The organism is Pseudohongiella sp. (assembly GCF_040877505.1).
Lineage (GTDB): Bacteria > Pseudomonadota > Gammaproteobacteria > Pseudomonadales > Pseudohongiellaceae > Pseudohongiella.
This window is the reverse complement of the sequence record NZ_JBBDNQ010000040.1, coordinates 109,992-125,446: the sequence shown is the minus strand read 5'-3', so window position 1 is coordinate 125,446 and position 15,455 is coordinate 109,992. Positions and strand designations below refer to the sequence as shown.

Below are 15,455 nucleotides of genomic sequence, written 5' to 3'. Positions count from 1 at the left end.
GTAAGTCAAAATAATGTGCTACACAAGGAGTCTCAACATGACATCATCCAAGCTTAATGCCGAATACGGCAGCAATGGCAGCAATGGCAGCAAGCCCAACGATACTGAAAACGGAACACCAAAACAGAAAATTGAAGAAGACGTCAATGATATCAAACTCGAAGCAGGCGACAAAGTACGGGAGGAAGCCGAGTCCGGCCAGCATCGGATCGCGAAGGAAGCCGACACGCTGTCAGATGCTATTGATGCAGCGGCTGAGAATCTCGACGATCACGATCGCGAAGGCCTTGCGCGTTATGCCCGCGAGGTGAGTAGTAACCTGTCGAACATGGCTGGACAAATTGAAGGTCGCAGTGTCGATGAACTGGCAAACGATGCCAAGCGACTTTCTCAAAAAAATCCCGCGCTGTTTATGCTCGGTAGTGTTGCCCTGGGTTTTGGGTTGTCGCGTTTTCTCTCATCTAGCGCAAAAAATGCTGCTCAAACCAACGGCGACGGGAGGAGTATGTTATGAAACAGGAACATGAAAGCGTTAAGACCGCGCCATCGCCTGTCGCGAACCAGGAACACAATAGCGAGTCGATCGCTGACTTGATTCGTCACCTGACCAAAGACTTGTCAACGCTACTCGGCAAAGAGATTGAACTGGCAAAAGCTGAGGTCGGAGAATCCGTCTCTGAAGCGAAGATTGCCATTGGTGCCATGGCAACCGGCGCTGCCGTAGCCATGGCAGGTCTTGTTGTTTTGTTAATGAGCGCGGTGTATGGGCTCAGCAACATCCTGGAGCCGTGGCTCGCAGCATTAGTGGTAGGTGCGGCGGCGCTGCTGGTCGGCTGGCTGATGGTCGGTTCCGCGAAAAAGAAAATGAACGACAATTCGATGGTACCCGAGCGCACACTCGAGTCCACCAAAAAAGACAAAGACACATTAACGAGGGCAGCCCGATGAGCGATACTAACAATACTGACAATAGCAACAGCGAAAAATATCAACCCCATGACAACGATCATGATGACAACAAAAGCCCGGAGCGGCTGGAGCGCGAAGTCGATCAGGCGAGAACCCGCCTCGGCAAGACCGCAAATGAACTATCAGACCGACTGTCACCGGGAGAACTTATTGACCAGGCGATGGGCATGGCCCGCGAACACGGCGGTGAGTTGGGTCGCAACCTTGGCACTCAAGTCAAAAACAATCCATTGCCGATGATACTCACCAGTATCGGCATCTCCTGGATGATGATCTCAACTGGCAATAATAGTTCGGCGGGGGCACATCGCTCATTCAAAACCGGCAACGGGCGTGACGTCGGGGATGCCCTTGGTGATACGGCCGCAAAATCACACGACGTGGCCTCAGCCGTCGGGGATCGCGTACATGATGCGACCGGGAACATGAAGGAGTCAGCACAGAGCGTCGGACAAAGTATGGTGCAGTTTTACCGTGACCAGCCGCTGCTTGCGGGAAGCCTGGGCATCGCGATCGGTGCAGCCCTGGGTGCGCTGGTTCCGCCGACAGAGATGGAGGACGACATGTTTGGTGAGACCAGAGATCGCAGTGTCGATGCTGCGAAAAAGAAGGCCGAAAGCAAATATGATGAGTTACGTGAATCAGTGCGATCAGACTAGCAGGCTGTTGAAAAACGTTTTCGAGGCAGCCAGTGCGAGGCAAAAACAGGCGAAAAAGCGGAGTTTACACGCTGTAAATGAGCATTTTGAACCTGTTTTTAACGAAGCAATGGCAACGCAGATAGTTTTTCAACAGCCTGCTAGCCGGGGCTGATGGTTCTTTACAAGTATATCTGTTACAGATTGATTGCCTTAAGTACGCCATCACACAGACCTGACCGCGTGATTGGATCATCTTGTCAGTCATACCCTGCCTCTGGCGTAACTCATGAGGAGTTCATGATCAGAGGCAATTGAGGGTCTCGATTCCGAGCGTTTAGCTTGAAGGACTGGATAGATGGTAAACAATAAGGAGATACGCAGTCAGACCAACGTTTTTGCAAAAATCCTGGGCGTAGTGATTTTTTTAATGGGTAGTGTGCTGGCGATCGGTGGTGCTTATCTGTTGGCGCTCGGCGGATCGCCGTATTATGTTGTCGGTGGCACGGGATTGACCATTGCCGGTTACTATTTGTTTCGCGGTAAAATGCTGGGCGTTATCGTCTACGCAGCCGTGTTTGTCGGCACACTCTTTTGGTCCTTTGCGGAAGCAGACGGATCAGTATGGGCACTGCTTCCCCGCCTGTTTGGTCTTGCCCTACTGATGGCCGTTGCAGTGCTTGTGGTACCTGTGCTGGAGCGCGCGATGTTTGGCTGGAAAACAGCATTTGGCATCGTTTCTGGCCTGCTTCTGGCAGGCGTGGCTACCGGGTTATGGTACGGCGGAGCGGCACGCCAAGAAAGCATGCTAGTGAGCCTGCCCGCAGCCGGTGCTATGGATGCTGATCCATCACCACTCACGAGCGGCGCTGATTGGCCGGCTTACGGAGGAAGCTATGCCGCCCGACGTGCCTCGCCGTTAACCCAGATAACGCCAGACAACGTCGATCAACTCGAACGGGCGTGGGTGTTCCACACCGGCGACATGCCCCAGGGCGATCCTGCCGACAGTAAGTACGGGGCCGAAACAACGCCGCTGAAAGTCGGCGATAGTCTTTATTTGTGTACCGCGACCAACATCCTTATTTCTCTGCATGCAGGCAGTGGGAAGGAGCAATGGCGCTACGACCCCAAAGTTTCACAGGACTATATTCCATATACTGCCGCTTGCCGCGGCGTCGCGTACTATCAATCGGCAAATCAGGCCAGTCAGCCAGGCAATCAAACGCCTGCCTGTGCGGCACGCATCATCGAAGGCACGTTGGATGGTCGCCTGGTCGCGGTCGATGCAAAAACGGGACGCCCCTGTGCGGACTTTGGTCGCAATGGTGAGGTCGACATCACTATCGGCATGGGAACGGTAGAGCCCGGCATGGTGTCGATGACCTCGGCCCCGACAATCATTCAGGGTGTGATTGTGACCGGGCATCAAGTCAAGGATGGCGTCACCATCGATGCTCCTTCGGGCGTTTTGCAAGGCTTTGATGCCGTGACCGGCGAACATCTCTGGGCGTGGGACATGAACCGGCCCGATCTCGACGGTCGGCCAACGGACGGAGAATTTTCGCGCGGCACGCCCAACATGTGGACAACCGCCTCGGGCGATGAAGCCCTCGGTCTCGTGTATATGCCGATGGGGAATTCGGCGGGCGATTATCTCAGTGCTGGGCGCTCTGAAGCCGAAGACAGGTATTCCACAGCTTTGATTGCGCTCGATGTGAACACCGGCAAACCGGCCTGGCATTTTCGCACCGTCAATATCGACGTCTGGGACTACGACCTTGGCTCACAGGCCACGCTGATCGACTTTCCAGCGACCGATGGCGCAGGCACAATCCCGGCGCTCATTTTGCCGAGCAAGCAAGGCGATATGTATGTGCTGGACCGCCGCACGGGCGAGCCCCTAACGGAGGTTTTCGAACAGCCCGCTCCCGGCGGCGGAGTGGAGCCTGAGGAGCGCGCACCGACACAACCGTTCTCCGCTTACCACACCCTCGCCAAAACACCGCTTACCGAGCGCGACATGTGGGGTATGTCGCCGATCGATCAAATGCTTTGCCGCATACAGTTTCGCCGGGCCGCCTATGATGGCATGTACACGGCGCCGACGAGCGATCGCCACTGGATACAGTACCCCGGTTACAACGGGGGTTCCGACTGGGGCGGTATTGCTGTGGACACCGCGCGAGGTGTTGCCGTCGCCAATTACAACGACATGCCCAACTACAATCGATTGGTTCTGCGTGAAGTCGCTGACGAAATACTTGCTGAACAAGAGGCCGGATCGCACGATGCGCTCGCGCCGCAAGCGGGCGCACCGTACGCCATCGATGTCAACGCCGGCTGGCGGATGCCGGGTACCGGTCTCTTGTGCAAGGAGCCGCCCTACGGCGGCATCCGCGCCTTCGACCTAGAGAGCGGCAAGACCCTGTGGGACCGACCGTTTGGCACAGCGAGACGCAATGGGCCGTTTGGCATTCCCTCGATGCTACCGTTTGAAATCGGAACGCCCAATAACGGCGGGCCGATCGTGACCGCCAGCGGCCTCGTTTTTATCGCTGCGTCCACCGACAATCTCATCAAGGCGATTGATCTCAGGACCGGTGCGACGATCTGGAAGGATACCCTGCCCGCGGGCGGGCAGGCCACCCCGATGACCTATGAGCATGATGGTCGTCAATACGTGGTGATCATGGCAGGTGGTCATCATTTCATGCAAACACCGATCGGCGATGCGCTGGTGGCCTATGCGCTGCCTGAGGAGTGACGTTATGTGCTGCCCTCCCGATATCCCAATGCACAATGTCGATCAATCGCGCTCCGCTAAAGTGCTCCCACCGAGGCGCCACGCGATGTCTCTCATCGTCCTCTTTCTCGCGCTGGCGTTGATCCTGATTGTCGCTCCGGACGTTCTGCTGGTGATCTTCGCGGGACTGCTGTTCGCCGTTCTTTTTGGAGGCGGGGGAAATTGGCTGGCCCGGCGCTTGGGCATCGGTCGCGGTTGGGGCGTTGGTTTGTTTGTCCTGCTGATCCTCGGTGGCTTGGGCGGCGTGGCGTTCGCCGTCGCACCGGCGGTCGCGGAGCAATTCGACCAGTTGGCTGAGGAGATTCCATCGGCTATCGAGTCGCTGCGCGCACGCCTCGAAGAATATGCCTGGGGGGAAGCGCTACTGCGTCGCGCCACGCCCGGTGCGATAATTTCAAGTGGCGGTGATGGGACAGCGGCAACGGCAGTCACGATGACCTTCGGCGTGCTCGGCAACGCTGTCATCATGATATTCATCGGACTCTATGTGGCGATCGATCCTGGTACCTATCGCGGCGGTCTCATCAGCATGCTAGCGCCCTCTTTCCGCCCCGCCGGCCGAGAGGTTCTGCAACAGGCCACGGACACCTTAAAAAACTGGCTTGTCGCCCAGCTGATAGCGATGACGGTGGTTGGTGTGTTGACGTGGCTTGGCCTATGGCTGATCGGCGTGCCGCTCGCCCCGGTTCTGGGCCTGATCGCCGCGCTACTCGCCTTCATTCCCAATATCGGTCCAATCATTGCTGCTATCCCAGCCATTCTTCTGGGGTTTTCCGATGGGCCTACGACCGTGTTGATGGTTATTGGTGTTTACATGGCGGTCCAGACCCTGGAGAGCTATGCCATTACGCCGCTCATCCAACAGGAGCGCGTATCATTACCGCCGGCGCTGATCATTTCGATGCAACTGCTGATGGGTGTGCTGTTCGGACTACTCGGACTGGCGCTGGCAACGCCGCTGGCCGCGTTGGGCTTGACCATGGTGCGCGAAACGTACGTGAGCTCTTATCTTGACAAGGAAACGCGTACGGTATGAGGCAGACGAATCTTGGCAGGCCCCAGTCGCGTTGGACCTCCCTGCGCCTGAGCGAGATCACGGCAGCGATTGGCGTCGCGATCGTCGCTGGCCTGGGCGTAGGCCTGGCAGCATTGGCCGTGGACGCAGCGTGGCTGTCGCCTCCGCCCATCGAGCTGGGCACTGTGGCTGACGCGCGGATCGTGATGGGATCGGTGATCAGTGGTCTGATCACGGTCGCGGTGTTCGGTCTGTGGATGCGCACAGTCGTGGTTGGCATCATGGCTGCGCACTTCTCGCCACGCACGCTGTTTATATTTCTGGATGACCCATTCCAGCGCAATCTGCTGGCGTTCATGTCGGCGGGCATCGTGGCCGTGCTGGTGATTTTGCTGAGGATGCCCACCGACGAACAGGCGACCGCTCCTCTTCTGAGTATTGTGCTGGTGGTGTTGATCGCGCTAGCCGGGATTGCGGGTGTCCTGCTGGCGATACAGGATGCTACGCGGAGCCTCTCAATACCGGAACTGGTCAGACGACTCGCCGAAGACGCCCTCAAGGTGCTCGACCGCCTCCCCAAGGAACGGCTTGAACTTATCGAGGTGCCGCCACCAGCGTCCAATGCGCAGACAGTGCTGGCGCCAGGGACCGGCTGGATTACGCGCATCGACATCGACCGGATGCGTAACGCGCTGCCGGTCGGCGGGGTTGTCCATCTGCGCAGCCGGGTCGGTGAGTTTGTCACCCCGCGCAGCCCTGTCGCGCTTGTTTCCTCCATCAAGGTCAACGCAGAAGTTGACTTCGACGCCTTGTCTGAAGCGTGCAACCTCGCCCGCACGCGCAGCCCGGACCTGGACCTCATGTTCGCCGTGAGTCAACTTGTAGACGTCGGGGTGTTCGCGTTGCAGGCGCGCAGTGACACTTCAACTGCCCACGGGGTGCTGGTCCACCTTGAGGCCGTGCTCGAGGAAATCGTTGCCCGGGGACTGCCTCGGCTGCACGACAAAGACAAGGATGGCCGCTGTGTCTACGATGAGGTCGGCTGGACCGCCGCCGACATCCTGAAATTGTGTGTGGAACGCATAAGGGGACAGGCCTCCCAGGACCCGGAATCAGCCCGGCACCTGATGCACATGCTGCACAGGGTCCGGGAGCTTGCCGAGGGCTGTGAGGCGACGACGGTCGTCTCTGAGGCCGAATATCAGACTGGAATGGTGCGTGCGCTTGTTGACGCCAGCCGAGTATGAAAAGAGCTGTTCTATGACACTGGAATGTGTCGAAAGTGTCCATAGAACTGGTGACCATTCAAGGGGTGTTATTCCTGGTCTGGCCGGAAACCTTCCAGCCCACGGACATACTGATTGATCCACTCGGCCTGCTCCCACAACATGTGCAGCACCGATTCCCGTGCCCGGTAGCCGTGACTTTCCTCCGGCAGCATGACCAGCCTTGCCGTACCACCGAGCCCGCTGACCGCCGCATACATGCGTTCGCTCTGCATCGGGAAAGTACCGGAGTTGTTGTCTTCAGCGCCGTGGATAAACAGGATGGGATCCCGGATCTTGTCGGCATGCATGAACGGCGACATGCTGTAGTACAGATCAGAGGCCTCCCAGAAGTTGCGTGGCTCGGCCTGAAATCCGAAAGGTGTCAGTGTGCGGTTGAAGGCACCGCTGCGCGCAATACCGGCGCGGAACAGATCCGAGTGTGCCAGCAGGTTGGCGGTCATGAAGGCACCATAACTGTGCCCGCCTATGGCAACCCGTTCCGGGTCACCCACACCGCGTGCAGCCAGTTCGTCGATCACCGCCTCGGCGCTCAGTACCAGTTGTTCCACAAATGTGTCGTTCGGTTCCTCGTCACCTTCACCGACCACCGGCATGGTGGCGTTCTCCACCACGGCAAACCCCTGGGTCAGGGCAAAATGCGGGCCCCAGTAACTCATGGCGGCAAAACGATAGGGGGAGTCGGCAACCTGCCCTGCCGCATCAGCACTTCTGAACTCTCTGGGGTATGCCCACACCAGCACGGGCAACGGGCCGTCGTTCTCGGGCTCATACCCGGGCGGCAGGTACAGGGTGGCGGAAAGCTGCACACCGTCGGCGCGCTGGTACTGAATGAATTCCTTGTGCACGTTGCGCAGTTGTGGGGTCGGATGCTCGAAGTATGTTAACTGTTGCACCTGGTCATTTTGCAGGTCGCGCTGAAAATAATTCGGTTGTGTGTCCACCGCTTCCCGGACTGTCAGCAATTGTGTGCCCTCATTATTGAGCAGTGCAGAAATGCGCTCGTAGTGCGGGGACTGTGAGCGCCACAGTTCGGTGGTCTCCCCTGTGCTCATGTTGAAGCGCGACAGGAAGGGCCGGTTGCCTTCGGGCGTAGCGCCAATACCACGCATCAGCAGCACATCGCCGTCTTCCTGTGTGTTAAGCACCCAGGTGCCGAACGCCGAGCGTCGCATATCCGGTGAGCCGGGATCGTTGTAGCGGTCCTCGGTGGACAGGTCGAACACGATGTCCAGGGCGTCCGCCGGATTATCCGGGTTGAGCTTCCAGGTTCGGCTGTGGCGGGTGTCGCGCCAGAACTCACTGACCAGGGCATAACCGTCTTCACTCCACTGCAGGCCGGAGTAGCGGTATTCCAGGTCCAGGTGTGTCATCGGCTCTGCGGTGAACGGCGCAGGCAGCGAGAAGATCCGGTCACGCATGGGTACGTCCACGGTAGGGTCACCGCCGTCCAGCGCCTCCACCCAGAACAGGGTGGCCGGGGCATCATTACGCCAGGTCAATGAACGCGGTCCTTCGGTGGTGGCAGAAAAAGCGATCGGTACCTGATCTGCCAGCGGTAGGTCGGCAATGGTGCGCACCGCGTTACCGGTTGTGTCCCAGACCTGAATCAGTTCGGGAAACCGGTAACCTGGCACACTGTAGGAATAAGGACGCTGGGTAAGGCTGACCAGCAGATAGTTGCCATCGGGTGACAGACTGATGGTGCGGAACACGGCCGGCTCACCCACGGGGCGCTCCGAACCGTCCAGTGCGATTTCCATCAGCTGGGCGGTGAAGTAATAGTCAAACAGCGCCTCATCATGGCTGTCCGACAGCAGGTCCTGATAGGTACGTGCCGGTGTCGCCGCACCGATGTTCTGCTGAATGGTGGGCCCGGTTGGCACCGCAACACGTGCGGGTGCATCGCCACGACCCGCTGGCACCACCTTTACCAGTAACGACTGACTGTCCCGCGCCCAGATGTAGGCATCACTGTAGTAGGTGTCATTGACCCTGCGTTCAGTGAGCCTGCGCGCTGACGCTGCGCTGGTATCAACCACCCAGAGCTCCAGCGCGTCGTCAGTGTTCAACAAAAAGGCAATGTGTTGACTGTCCGCAGACCAGTTGACGTTGGTGATTCGTGCGTCGGCAGGCAATCCGCTTACCGGCCTGTCGTTGCTGGTGGCCAGATCACGCAGGGTGAGCCCGGAAATGGTGCCCGGTCGGCTCGGGCCATTGGTATCGGGGTTGATACGCATGCCGGCCAGTCGCAGTTCCGGCTGGGCCAGTTCAGCAATGGACGGCAGTGCGGGTAGATCCATGATCAGCAATGTCTGCCGGTCCGGTGACAGATTCACGGACGGTGTGCGTGCCCCGTCAACCAGGGCCACCAGCTCCGGGCCGGGTACCTGATAGCTGCCCTGCGCAAAAAGGTGTGATGGGACCTGTAGCAGACCCGCACAAAGTAATACGAGCGTGAAATAACGTGCGATTATCTTCGCCATCTTTGTCACCGCCTGATTAATTGCCAACTGTTGTGGGAAAAGCATACCAGATCTTCCGGTGATTGTGTGGTGAGGCTGGAGAGCTGGGTGGAACCTCTTACGCGATGATTTGCTGACTGACAACACGGGTTTTTCCTGAACTCCTAAAACTCTAAATTTCGCAGTAAAAGCAATTACCTATGCTTGCAAAAACACATGAAAATCCGAGGTAACAGGACTATAATACTGTATGTATAAACAGTATCATTGCTTCCCGGGAGTACGGACATGAATATTAATAACGCCAGTAGCTCCGATAACATCAAGAGCGCCACCCAAACCGGCATTGCCATTGCCGCCGACATTCCTTCCGACATTCCATCCAACGACGACGAACTGGTCGCCGCCATCACCAATCTGGCCGGTCATATCAACGCCGCCCAGCATCGCTTTCTGAAACTGCTGGCCGCGCTTGTTGAACGCAACGCCTGGGGCGATGGCGGTGGCATCAAGTCGCCAGCGCACTGGCTCAACTATTATTGCGGCATTGATCTGGGCGCCGCGCGAGAAAAGGTGCGGGTCGCTAAATGTCTGGCAGAGTTGCCTCAGATAGATCAGGCGTTCGCCAGCGGCGCCATCAGTTACTCCAAGGTACGCGCCATGACCCGCAGCGCCACGCCGCAAAACGAAGCTTACCTGCTGAACATTGCCCGTCACGGTACCGCGCAACATATGGAAATGCTGGTGCGCAAATATCAGCGATCACAACGGCTGATGCAGAACCAGGGAAAGAATACCGATGGGGATACAGCCGCTGCCCAGTTTGCCGGTCGGGAGCTGCACTGGCACTACGACGACGATGGCATGCTGGTGATTCGTGGGCGGTTAACACCTGAGGATGGTGCGATGTTTATCAAGGCGCTGGATGGGGCTTTTGCGCAGCTGCAACCATCGGATGAAGAAAATGACCTTGAAAGCGATTTTGAAAGAAACCTTGAAAGAGACATCGAAAAGGACATTGAAAACGACCCGAAAAACGTTTCAGCGGAAACGTTTTCTGCCGAACAGGCACCGTTGTCAGAACAAAACGTTTCTGCAGATACGCCTGCGGATTCACTCACGCCAGAAGCAGACTCCTTTCCCCAGAAACGTGCTGATGCACTGATGCTGTTGGCAGAACAAAGCTTTCTGAACAGCGCGAGCGACCTGACGCCACTGTCACCGCCACAGCGCCATCAGCTGGTAATCCATATTGAAAAGGATTCACTCAACCAGGGCGCCGCTCACCACTGCAGCATCGAACAGGGCCCTTTCCTGTCCCCCGCCATCGCCCGCCGACTGGCCTGTGATACAGGGCTACTGACGGTGCTGGAAGACAAAGAAGGCAATGTGCTCAATGTCGGCCGCAAGACGCGCAGTATCTCACCAGCGATGCGGCGCGCACTCACCCGCCGCGATTGTGGCTGTCGCTTTCCAGGCTGCACCGAAACACGATTTGTTGACGCGCACCACATCCATCACTGGTGCGATGGCGGCGAGACCCGCCTGGAGAACCTGGTGCTCTTGTGCCGACGTCATCATCGATTGGTGCATGAACAGAATTTTGAACTGATCAATCATGGCTCAGGCAACATTGAGTTTCGTCGACCGGGTCAACAGGTATTGCCGCAGGCGCTGTTTCCTCAATTTGGTAAACAGTTCAGTGAGCAGCTTGGTGAACAGACGACTGATGCCGAGCGTCTGGCGATTGAACGCCAGCATCAACACATGGGCCTGGATATTGATGAGTTCACTGCCATCACCCGGTGGCGCGGAGAACGGATGGATTATTCCATGGCGGTGGCGGGGATGCAGGATGTTGGGGGCTTAAACAAGATGGAACCCCACACCGATATATTCTGATTTACACTGCCCCCTCAGTATGAATTTGATATCCGTGACAGCCCGGATCAGTTGACATTTGAATACTCGTCCGATGGAAAAGTCTCTCGCAAACCAGGTTGCGATAAAAGATGCTTCTTGCTAATGGAGCACATATAATGCCGCCCGGCGCCTTATTGTTCAGGCGCCGCTTACAATGGACTAAAAAAATAATTCGATATAATCGAATGGGAGATTTATGAAGAAATCAGTTTTTGCAATCGCAATCGCCGCAGCGCTGGGCACTACGACTCTATCAGCACAAGAGTTGAACTATGATTACATTGAAGTTGGTTACACAGCTATGGATGCTGACGGGCTCGAAGTAGACGGCATCGGTGCAAATTTTTCTGTATCCCTGACAGATGACATTTTTCTGATCTCAAGCATTCAGGATCTGGAGTCTGACGAAATTTTCGGCGCCAAACTGGATCTGCAAACATATTCCGTTGGTCTTGGCTACCGGGCTGGATTGAGCGATGTCACTGACGCAACCTTCTCTGCCAGTTGGATGCGTGGGGAGATTGATGGGAACAACTTTGGTCTGGGAAGTTATTCAGGCACCGGCTATGACCTGAGCGTTGGTCTGCGTCACTTGCTGGCACCGCAGCTGGAGCTGGCTGGCAATGTGACCTACAGCGATTTTGAAGGCGCTGACGGAACCGGCCTGGAAATTGGTGCGCTGTATCACATTACGCCAGTCATCAGCGTGGGCGTTGGTTACAACGTCGCTGACGAGTCGGACGGTTGGAAAGCGGGAGTTCGCCTGAACTTCTGATTGATCAGGATGCCGACTAGCGTATTGCTGGTCGGCATCTCGACAGCCAGCGCATCGGCATGCTACTCGGTTACGCTTCATTAGGCTGGAAAGTGTCTAGAGAACTGGTGGCGATTCACCCACTACTTTGTCGATATATATTTTGGAACAATATCATCACCCTCGAAAAGCTTACTCATTTTATTTAAGTCATCTATGAAACCTTTTTTATCAAGATAAGTATAAGACCAACAACTAAAATTCAATTGAGAAGAGATGCCCACCTCCCTCCTAGCTATATCAAGAATTTCCTCGGCTTTTTCTTTGTCTCCCCTGACCCAATAACACAAAGAGATACACTGCTTCACATTTGGAGTAGCTTTAGAAAAATCTATGGTAGACAGCTTTTGAAGACTTAAATCAATCAGGTCAGATGGCACCACCCCATTCAAACCCCATTCAGCCATTGCGTAATTAAACAATTTTTCTAGCGTAGAGACCTTAGTTGGTCTTGTTTTTGATATTAGAACACACGCTTCTTTAAATTTTCCTAAACCAATCTCTATTAATGCCAAATTCGACTTTAACAAAGCATAGCCTACAGATTCTAGCCTTGAATTATTCTCGAAATATCTGTAAGTGGCTTTCTCAGCAACAACCAGTTCAGAAACTGATCCCATATAGTGATTAGACAGTATCCAAAGAAATCCTTCAGGTTCCAGTGAAAGTGCCGCGCTACTAAATATAGCTCGGTCTACTTCGGCCCTATCGATCCTGTTAAGAAAATTAATTGCAAGTCTCACTTCTGAATAGCCGACGTCTGCGATAGAAAGCACTCTCCTGATCTCTACTACCGCCTCATCTAGTCTTGCGGAAGAGATAAGAAGTCTCGCTTTCCTTAGCAATGGGATTTCTTTATAACCTCCAACTTCCTCAACTAATTCCATAAGAGCAAGGGCATACTCAAAATCGCCATGTCTTTCTTTGACTAGGCTATAAATATAGAGTACCTCAGCATCTTTTTCGTGCCTGTTAGCAATCTTCTCCAACTTGTTCTCTGTACTTACGTCTGTATCGCCACCCTCTTTCAGATTTCTCTTGGAGTTTAAAGTATCTTTCAAGAATGCGACAGCACCGTCTCTGTCTTCAATATTATTGAAAACTATCTTTTCTACTAGCTGCCTGTACTCCTGTGCCAATCTGGTATGAGGCCGATTAAGTGTAAATATGTCCTGATTAAGAAGAGCTAAGCTGTCGTATCTATGTATCGTTGCCGTAAGATCTTTATATTTTAGAAATTTAGCGAAATTATCCAGTCTATCCGAAAGAATTCTATTCTCATCATCCAAGTCGGGAACATTTGAGTTAACAAAATGTTTTTCTATCTTGCTTGAAATATCGGTTCTAGATAAATTTTCAGCATCAACCTGAGATACAATATTCTTTAATCCGAATAGATTTTGCTCATTTGGGAAAAATAGAAAAACGACTGCATTCGGCAATTGCCTTGTGCATATCCCGCTCACGTCTGAGTGTCCAGTTCTCGAATCAATAAGAACATAATCAGGGTTTATTTCTTGAAGCCACTGCGCTTTTAGATCTTCAATTAGCAAATAACCAGAACGATTTTCATATAGATCAAACCAATCAATTTTTGAAAGTCTCGAAGAATAATTTTCATCTAGTGCGCCCGCCGGCATCAGAAACAGCTCTCCATCACACTGTTTGTCTAACTCACACTTTATGATGTGATTTTTAACGTTAGGAGACTCATTACTTTCCAAGTATTGACTTACGAAATCCACAACCCCACCGGCCATAGGTTCACCTGGACAGAATCCAAAGGTATGAAGACCTGGGGCCTCTAAATCGAAGTCGACTACAAGGACTCTTTTTCCCCGCATAGCCAACTCTGCGGCAGCATTTGCTAATGCCATAGATCGACCAACACCACCCTTAAAAGAATAAAACGTTACCGTATACATTCTAGATATTTCTCTTATAAGCTAAATGCATTAGCGCGATCCATAACAGAAGCTGTTACTTTCAAAGATCTAAAATTTGGAGCTTGCTCATGGCTCGGGACTTCCAGACTTCGAGAGCTGGATAGGAATTGTAAGTTCGCAGGATCTCTCACTAGTCTCAACAAGTTATCATATGCACGATTCTGAATTCCCGAGCCATTTTCCCATCGAGACAAACTCGCCGACCCGATACCGGTCACCGCAGAAAGCTCTCTAATTGTCATACCCATGGTAACTCTGATTTGTCTGACAACCTTAGGAGGTAATAGCTCTAAATAATCGCAAACTGCGTTATGTCGAGCATCTTCGGCATCAGCCGCCATATATTGAAACTCACAGGCACCACAGGTATAAACAGGCACTCGTGCCACCAAAGTTACCAAAGCTCCATGGTGGTTATATTCAAATCTAGAATCGACTAATTCGACAGAAACATCGGTCTCACCACAACTTTCGCAAATCTCAACTTCTGGTAAATTACTAAAATTTCCCATTCTTAACGCTCCCTACCTTTGGTGCTGTAATGAAAGCTTCTTCCTATAACTTTACCTTTCGCACCCATATGAACCTTTATATATACAAATGAAACACTTGGCCCAACGTCATACAATAATTCCAAGGCTTCAAGCCCAGGAGGTTTTTTCAACTCGACAACATTTACTTTGTGATCACTGCGCAACAATTTAGCGATTAAACTCCATGCGCTTTCGTCTGTGAACGGAATGCCAGTTATAGGATTTTCTATAGCATATGGATTCCAGTCGCACGGCAGCTCCCTGCTAAAAGCATTTGTACGGGTTGCCTTATGCTCGGCAAGATCTGCCAACTTTTGGCGTTGTTCTTCAAGAGTCGACAAGCGTTAATTACCCCGAAACGGATCATATGATGTAAATATACATCATACCAAAGGTATTTTGCCACCTTTACAAATACCTTGTATCAAATGATAACGCCACGCTCGCCCACAACTTTAACTTTTAAAAGCTAACAAGGCTCAGAACGGAGTCACAATCTGGAAAGGGGATATTCGATGAGAAGTACAGATAGCTGAAAACCAAGTAAATGAGACATAGTTGGACGCCAGCGCTATGCCTTGCACGAAACTACAGGCGCTTTCATGGCATGCGATAGAGATTCGTAAGATATTGTTTTTATGGCGCTCAGGACCGGAATCGAACCGGTCCGGAGCTCCCCTCGAGGACTTTATGCCATCATCCTCTTGTAAGAGTTCAGAGCAAATTGAACGCGTTATCTACTGTCTACATTGCGTCTACATAAAAATATGACGGGGAAGGGACAAACTTATAAGCTCTATAAGTTATTGTTTTTATTGGTGCCCGGGACCGGAATCGAACCGGTACGGAGTTTCCCCCGAGGGATTTTAAGTCCCTTGCGTCTACCAATTTCGCCACCCGGGCATGGGGGGCTGTCTATCTAATTACAGGACCAACTCGGAGGCCGTCCCTTGCGGCCGCTCTCGGACTCCTGTCCTACGCGGCATTTGTGCGTCCTGCATGGCAGCCGCTCTCGGACTCCTGTCCTACGCGGCATTTGTGCGTCCTGCATGGCAGCCGC

12 protein-coding genes and 1 tRNA gene are annotated in these 15,455 nt (G+C 53.6%); 8 read left to right on the top strand and 5 right to left on the bottom strand.

Going from position 1 to position 15,455, the window contains the following annotated elements; all coding sequences use genetic code 11:
• The first annotated feature begins 37 nt into the window (after nucleotides 1-37).
• The 6 genes from WD071_RS14780 to WD071_RS14755 all read left to right on the top strand — a co-directional run bounded on the left by WD071_RS14780 (nucleotide 38) and on the right by WD071_RS14755 (nucleotide 6,675).
• Complete coding sequence (locus WD071_RS14780; RefSeq protein ID WP_368049162.1) at nucleotides 38-514, top strand: hypothetical protein; 477 nt, start codon at nucleotides 38-40, stop codon at nucleotides 512-514.
• On the top strand, nucleotides 511-948 hold the full coding sequence (locus WD071_RS14775) for a phage holin family protein (RefSeq protein ID WP_368049161.1): 438 nt from the start codon (nucleotides 511-513) through the stop codon (nucleotides 946-948). Before WD071_RS14780 ends, WD071_RS14775 begins: the two co-directional genes overlap by 4 nt.
• On the top strand, nucleotides 945-1,628 hold the full coding sequence (locus WD071_RS14770) for a DUF3618 domain-containing protein (protein WP_368049160.1): 684 nt from the start codon (nucleotides 945-947) through the stop codon (nucleotides 1,626-1,628). Before WD071_RS14775 ends, WD071_RS14770 begins: the two co-directional genes overlap by 4 nt.
• A gap of 337 nt (nucleotides 1,629-1,965) precedes the next feature.
• Nucleotides 1,966-4,374 carry a membrane-bound PQQ-dependent dehydrogenase, glucose/quinate/shikimate family gene (locus WD071_RS14765; protein WP_368049159.1) on the top strand — a complete coding sequence of 803 codons (2,409 nt, stop codon included), beginning with the start codon at nucleotides 1,966-1,968 and terminating at the stop codon, nucleotides 4,372-4,374.
• 85 nt (nucleotides 4,375-4,459) lie between these two features.
• Nucleotides 4,460-5,449: an AI-2E family transporter gene (locus tag WD071_RS14760; protein WP_368049158.1), complete on the top strand. Its 990-nt coding sequence runs from the start codon at nucleotides 4,460-4,462 to the stop codon at nucleotides 5,447-5,449.
• Nucleotides 5,446-6,675: a DUF2254 family protein gene (locus WD071_RS14755; protein ID WP_368049157.1), complete on the top strand. Its 1,230-nt coding sequence runs from the start codon at nucleotides 5,446-5,448 to the stop codon at nucleotides 6,673-6,675. The genes WD071_RS14760 and WD071_RS14755 overlap by 4 nt, the downstream gene beginning before the upstream one ends.
• A gap of 68 nt (nucleotides 6,676-6,743) precedes the next feature.
• On the opposite strand, the gene WD071_RS14750 is transcribed toward WD071_RS14755, so the two are convergent.
• Complete coding sequence (locus WD071_RS14750; RefSeq protein WP_368049156.1) at nucleotides 6,744-9,200, bottom strand: prolyl oligopeptidase family serine peptidase; 2,457 nt, start codon at nucleotides 9,198-9,200, stop codon at nucleotides 6,744-6,746.
• Nucleotides 9,201-9,467: 267 nt separating this feature from the next.
• Here WD071_RS14750 and WD071_RS14745 point away from each other — a divergent pair, with 267 nt between their 5' ends.
• A complete protein-coding gene (locus tag WD071_RS14745; protein ID WP_368049155.1) occupies nucleotides 9,468-11,081 on the top strand; it encodes a DUF222 domain-containing protein in 1,614 nt (537 codons plus the stop codon).
• Nucleotides 11,082-11,298: 217 nt separating this feature from the next.
• Complete coding sequence (locus WD071_RS14740; protein WP_368049154.1) at nucleotides 11,299-11,877, top strand: outer membrane beta-barrel protein; 579 nt, start codon at nucleotides 11,299-11,301, stop codon at nucleotides 11,875-11,877.
• Between the two features lie 122 nt (nucleotides 11,878-11,999).
• Here the strand turns inward: WD071_RS14740 and WD071_RS14735 are convergent, their stop codons facing one another.
• The 4 genes from WD071_RS14735 to WD071_RS14720 all read right to left on the bottom strand — a co-directional run bounded on the left by WD071_RS14735 (nucleotide 12,000) and on the right by WD071_RS14720 (nucleotide 15,298).
• Nucleotides 12,000-13,841 carry an AAA family ATPase gene (locus WD071_RS14735; protein ID WP_368049153.1) on the bottom strand — a complete coding sequence of 614 codons (1,842 nt, stop codon included), beginning with the start codon at nucleotides 13,839-13,841 and terminating at the stop codon, nucleotides 12,000-12,002.
• Nucleotides 13,842-13,855: 14 nt separating this feature from the next.
• Nucleotides 13,856-14,374 carry a type II TA system antitoxin MqsA family protein gene (locus tag WD071_RS14730; protein WP_368049152.1) on the bottom strand — a complete coding sequence of 173 codons (519 nt, stop codon included), beginning with the start codon at nucleotides 14,372-14,374 and terminating at the stop codon, nucleotides 13,856-13,858.
• 2 nt (nucleotides 14,375-14,376) lie between these two features.
• The gene (locus WD071_RS14725) at nucleotides 14,377-14,736 is read right to left on the bottom strand and encodes a hypothetical protein (protein WP_368049151.1); all 360 of its coding nucleotides are present in this window, start codon (nucleotides 14,734-14,736) and stop codon (nucleotides 14,377-14,379) included.
• A gap of 475 nt (nucleotides 14,737-15,211) precedes the next feature.
• Nucleotides 15,212-15,298: transfer RNA gene (locus WD071_RS14720), tRNA-Leu, on the bottom strand.
• Between the last annotated feature and the right edge of the window lie 157 nt (nucleotides 15,299-15,455).

Bases quoted from the DNA above. Each gene is read 5' to 3' on its own strand.
- WD071_RS14745 (WP_368049155.1), top strand. From the start codon at position 9,468: ATGAATATTAATAACGCCAGTAGCTCCGATAACATCAAGAGCGCCACC.
- WD071_RS14760 (WP_368049158.1), top strand. From the start codon at position 4,460: ATGTCTCTCATCGTCCTCTTTCTCGCGCTGGCGTTGATCCTGATTGTC.
- WD071_RS14740 (WP_368049154.1), top strand. From the start codon at position 11,299: ATGAAGAAATCAGTTTTTGCAATCGCAATCGCCGCAGCGCTGGGCACT.
- WD071_RS14735 (WP_368049153.1), bottom strand. From the start codon at position 13,841: ATGTATACGGTAACGTTTTATTCTTTTAAGGGTGGTGTTGGTCGATCT.
- WD071_RS14750 (WP_368049156.1), bottom strand. From the start codon at position 9,200: ATGGCGAAGATAATCGCACGTTATTTCACGCTCGTATTACTTTGTGCG.
- WD071_RS14770 (WP_368049160.1), top strand. From the start codon at position 945: ATGAGCGATACTAACAATACTGACAATAGCAACAGCGAAAAATATCAA.
- WD071_RS14765 (WP_368049159.1), top strand. From the start codon at position 1,966: ATGGTAAACAATAAGGAGATACGCAGTCAGACCAACGTTTTTGCAAAA.
- WD071_RS14775 (WP_368049161.1), top strand. From the start codon at position 511: ATGAAACAGGAACATGAAAGCGTTAAGACCGCGCCATCGCCTGTCGCG.
- WD071_RS14730 (WP_368049152.1), bottom strand. From the start codon at position 14,374: ATGGGAAATTTTAGTAATTTACCAGAAGTTGAGATTTGCGAAAGTTGT.
- WD071_RS14755 (WP_368049157.1), top strand. From the start codon at position 5,446: ATGAGGCAGACGAATCTTGGCAGGCCCCAGTCGCGTTGGACCTCCCTG.
- WD071_RS14780 (WP_368049162.1), top strand. From the start codon at position 38: ATGACATCATCCAAGCTTAATGCCGAATACGGCAGCAATGGCAGCAAT.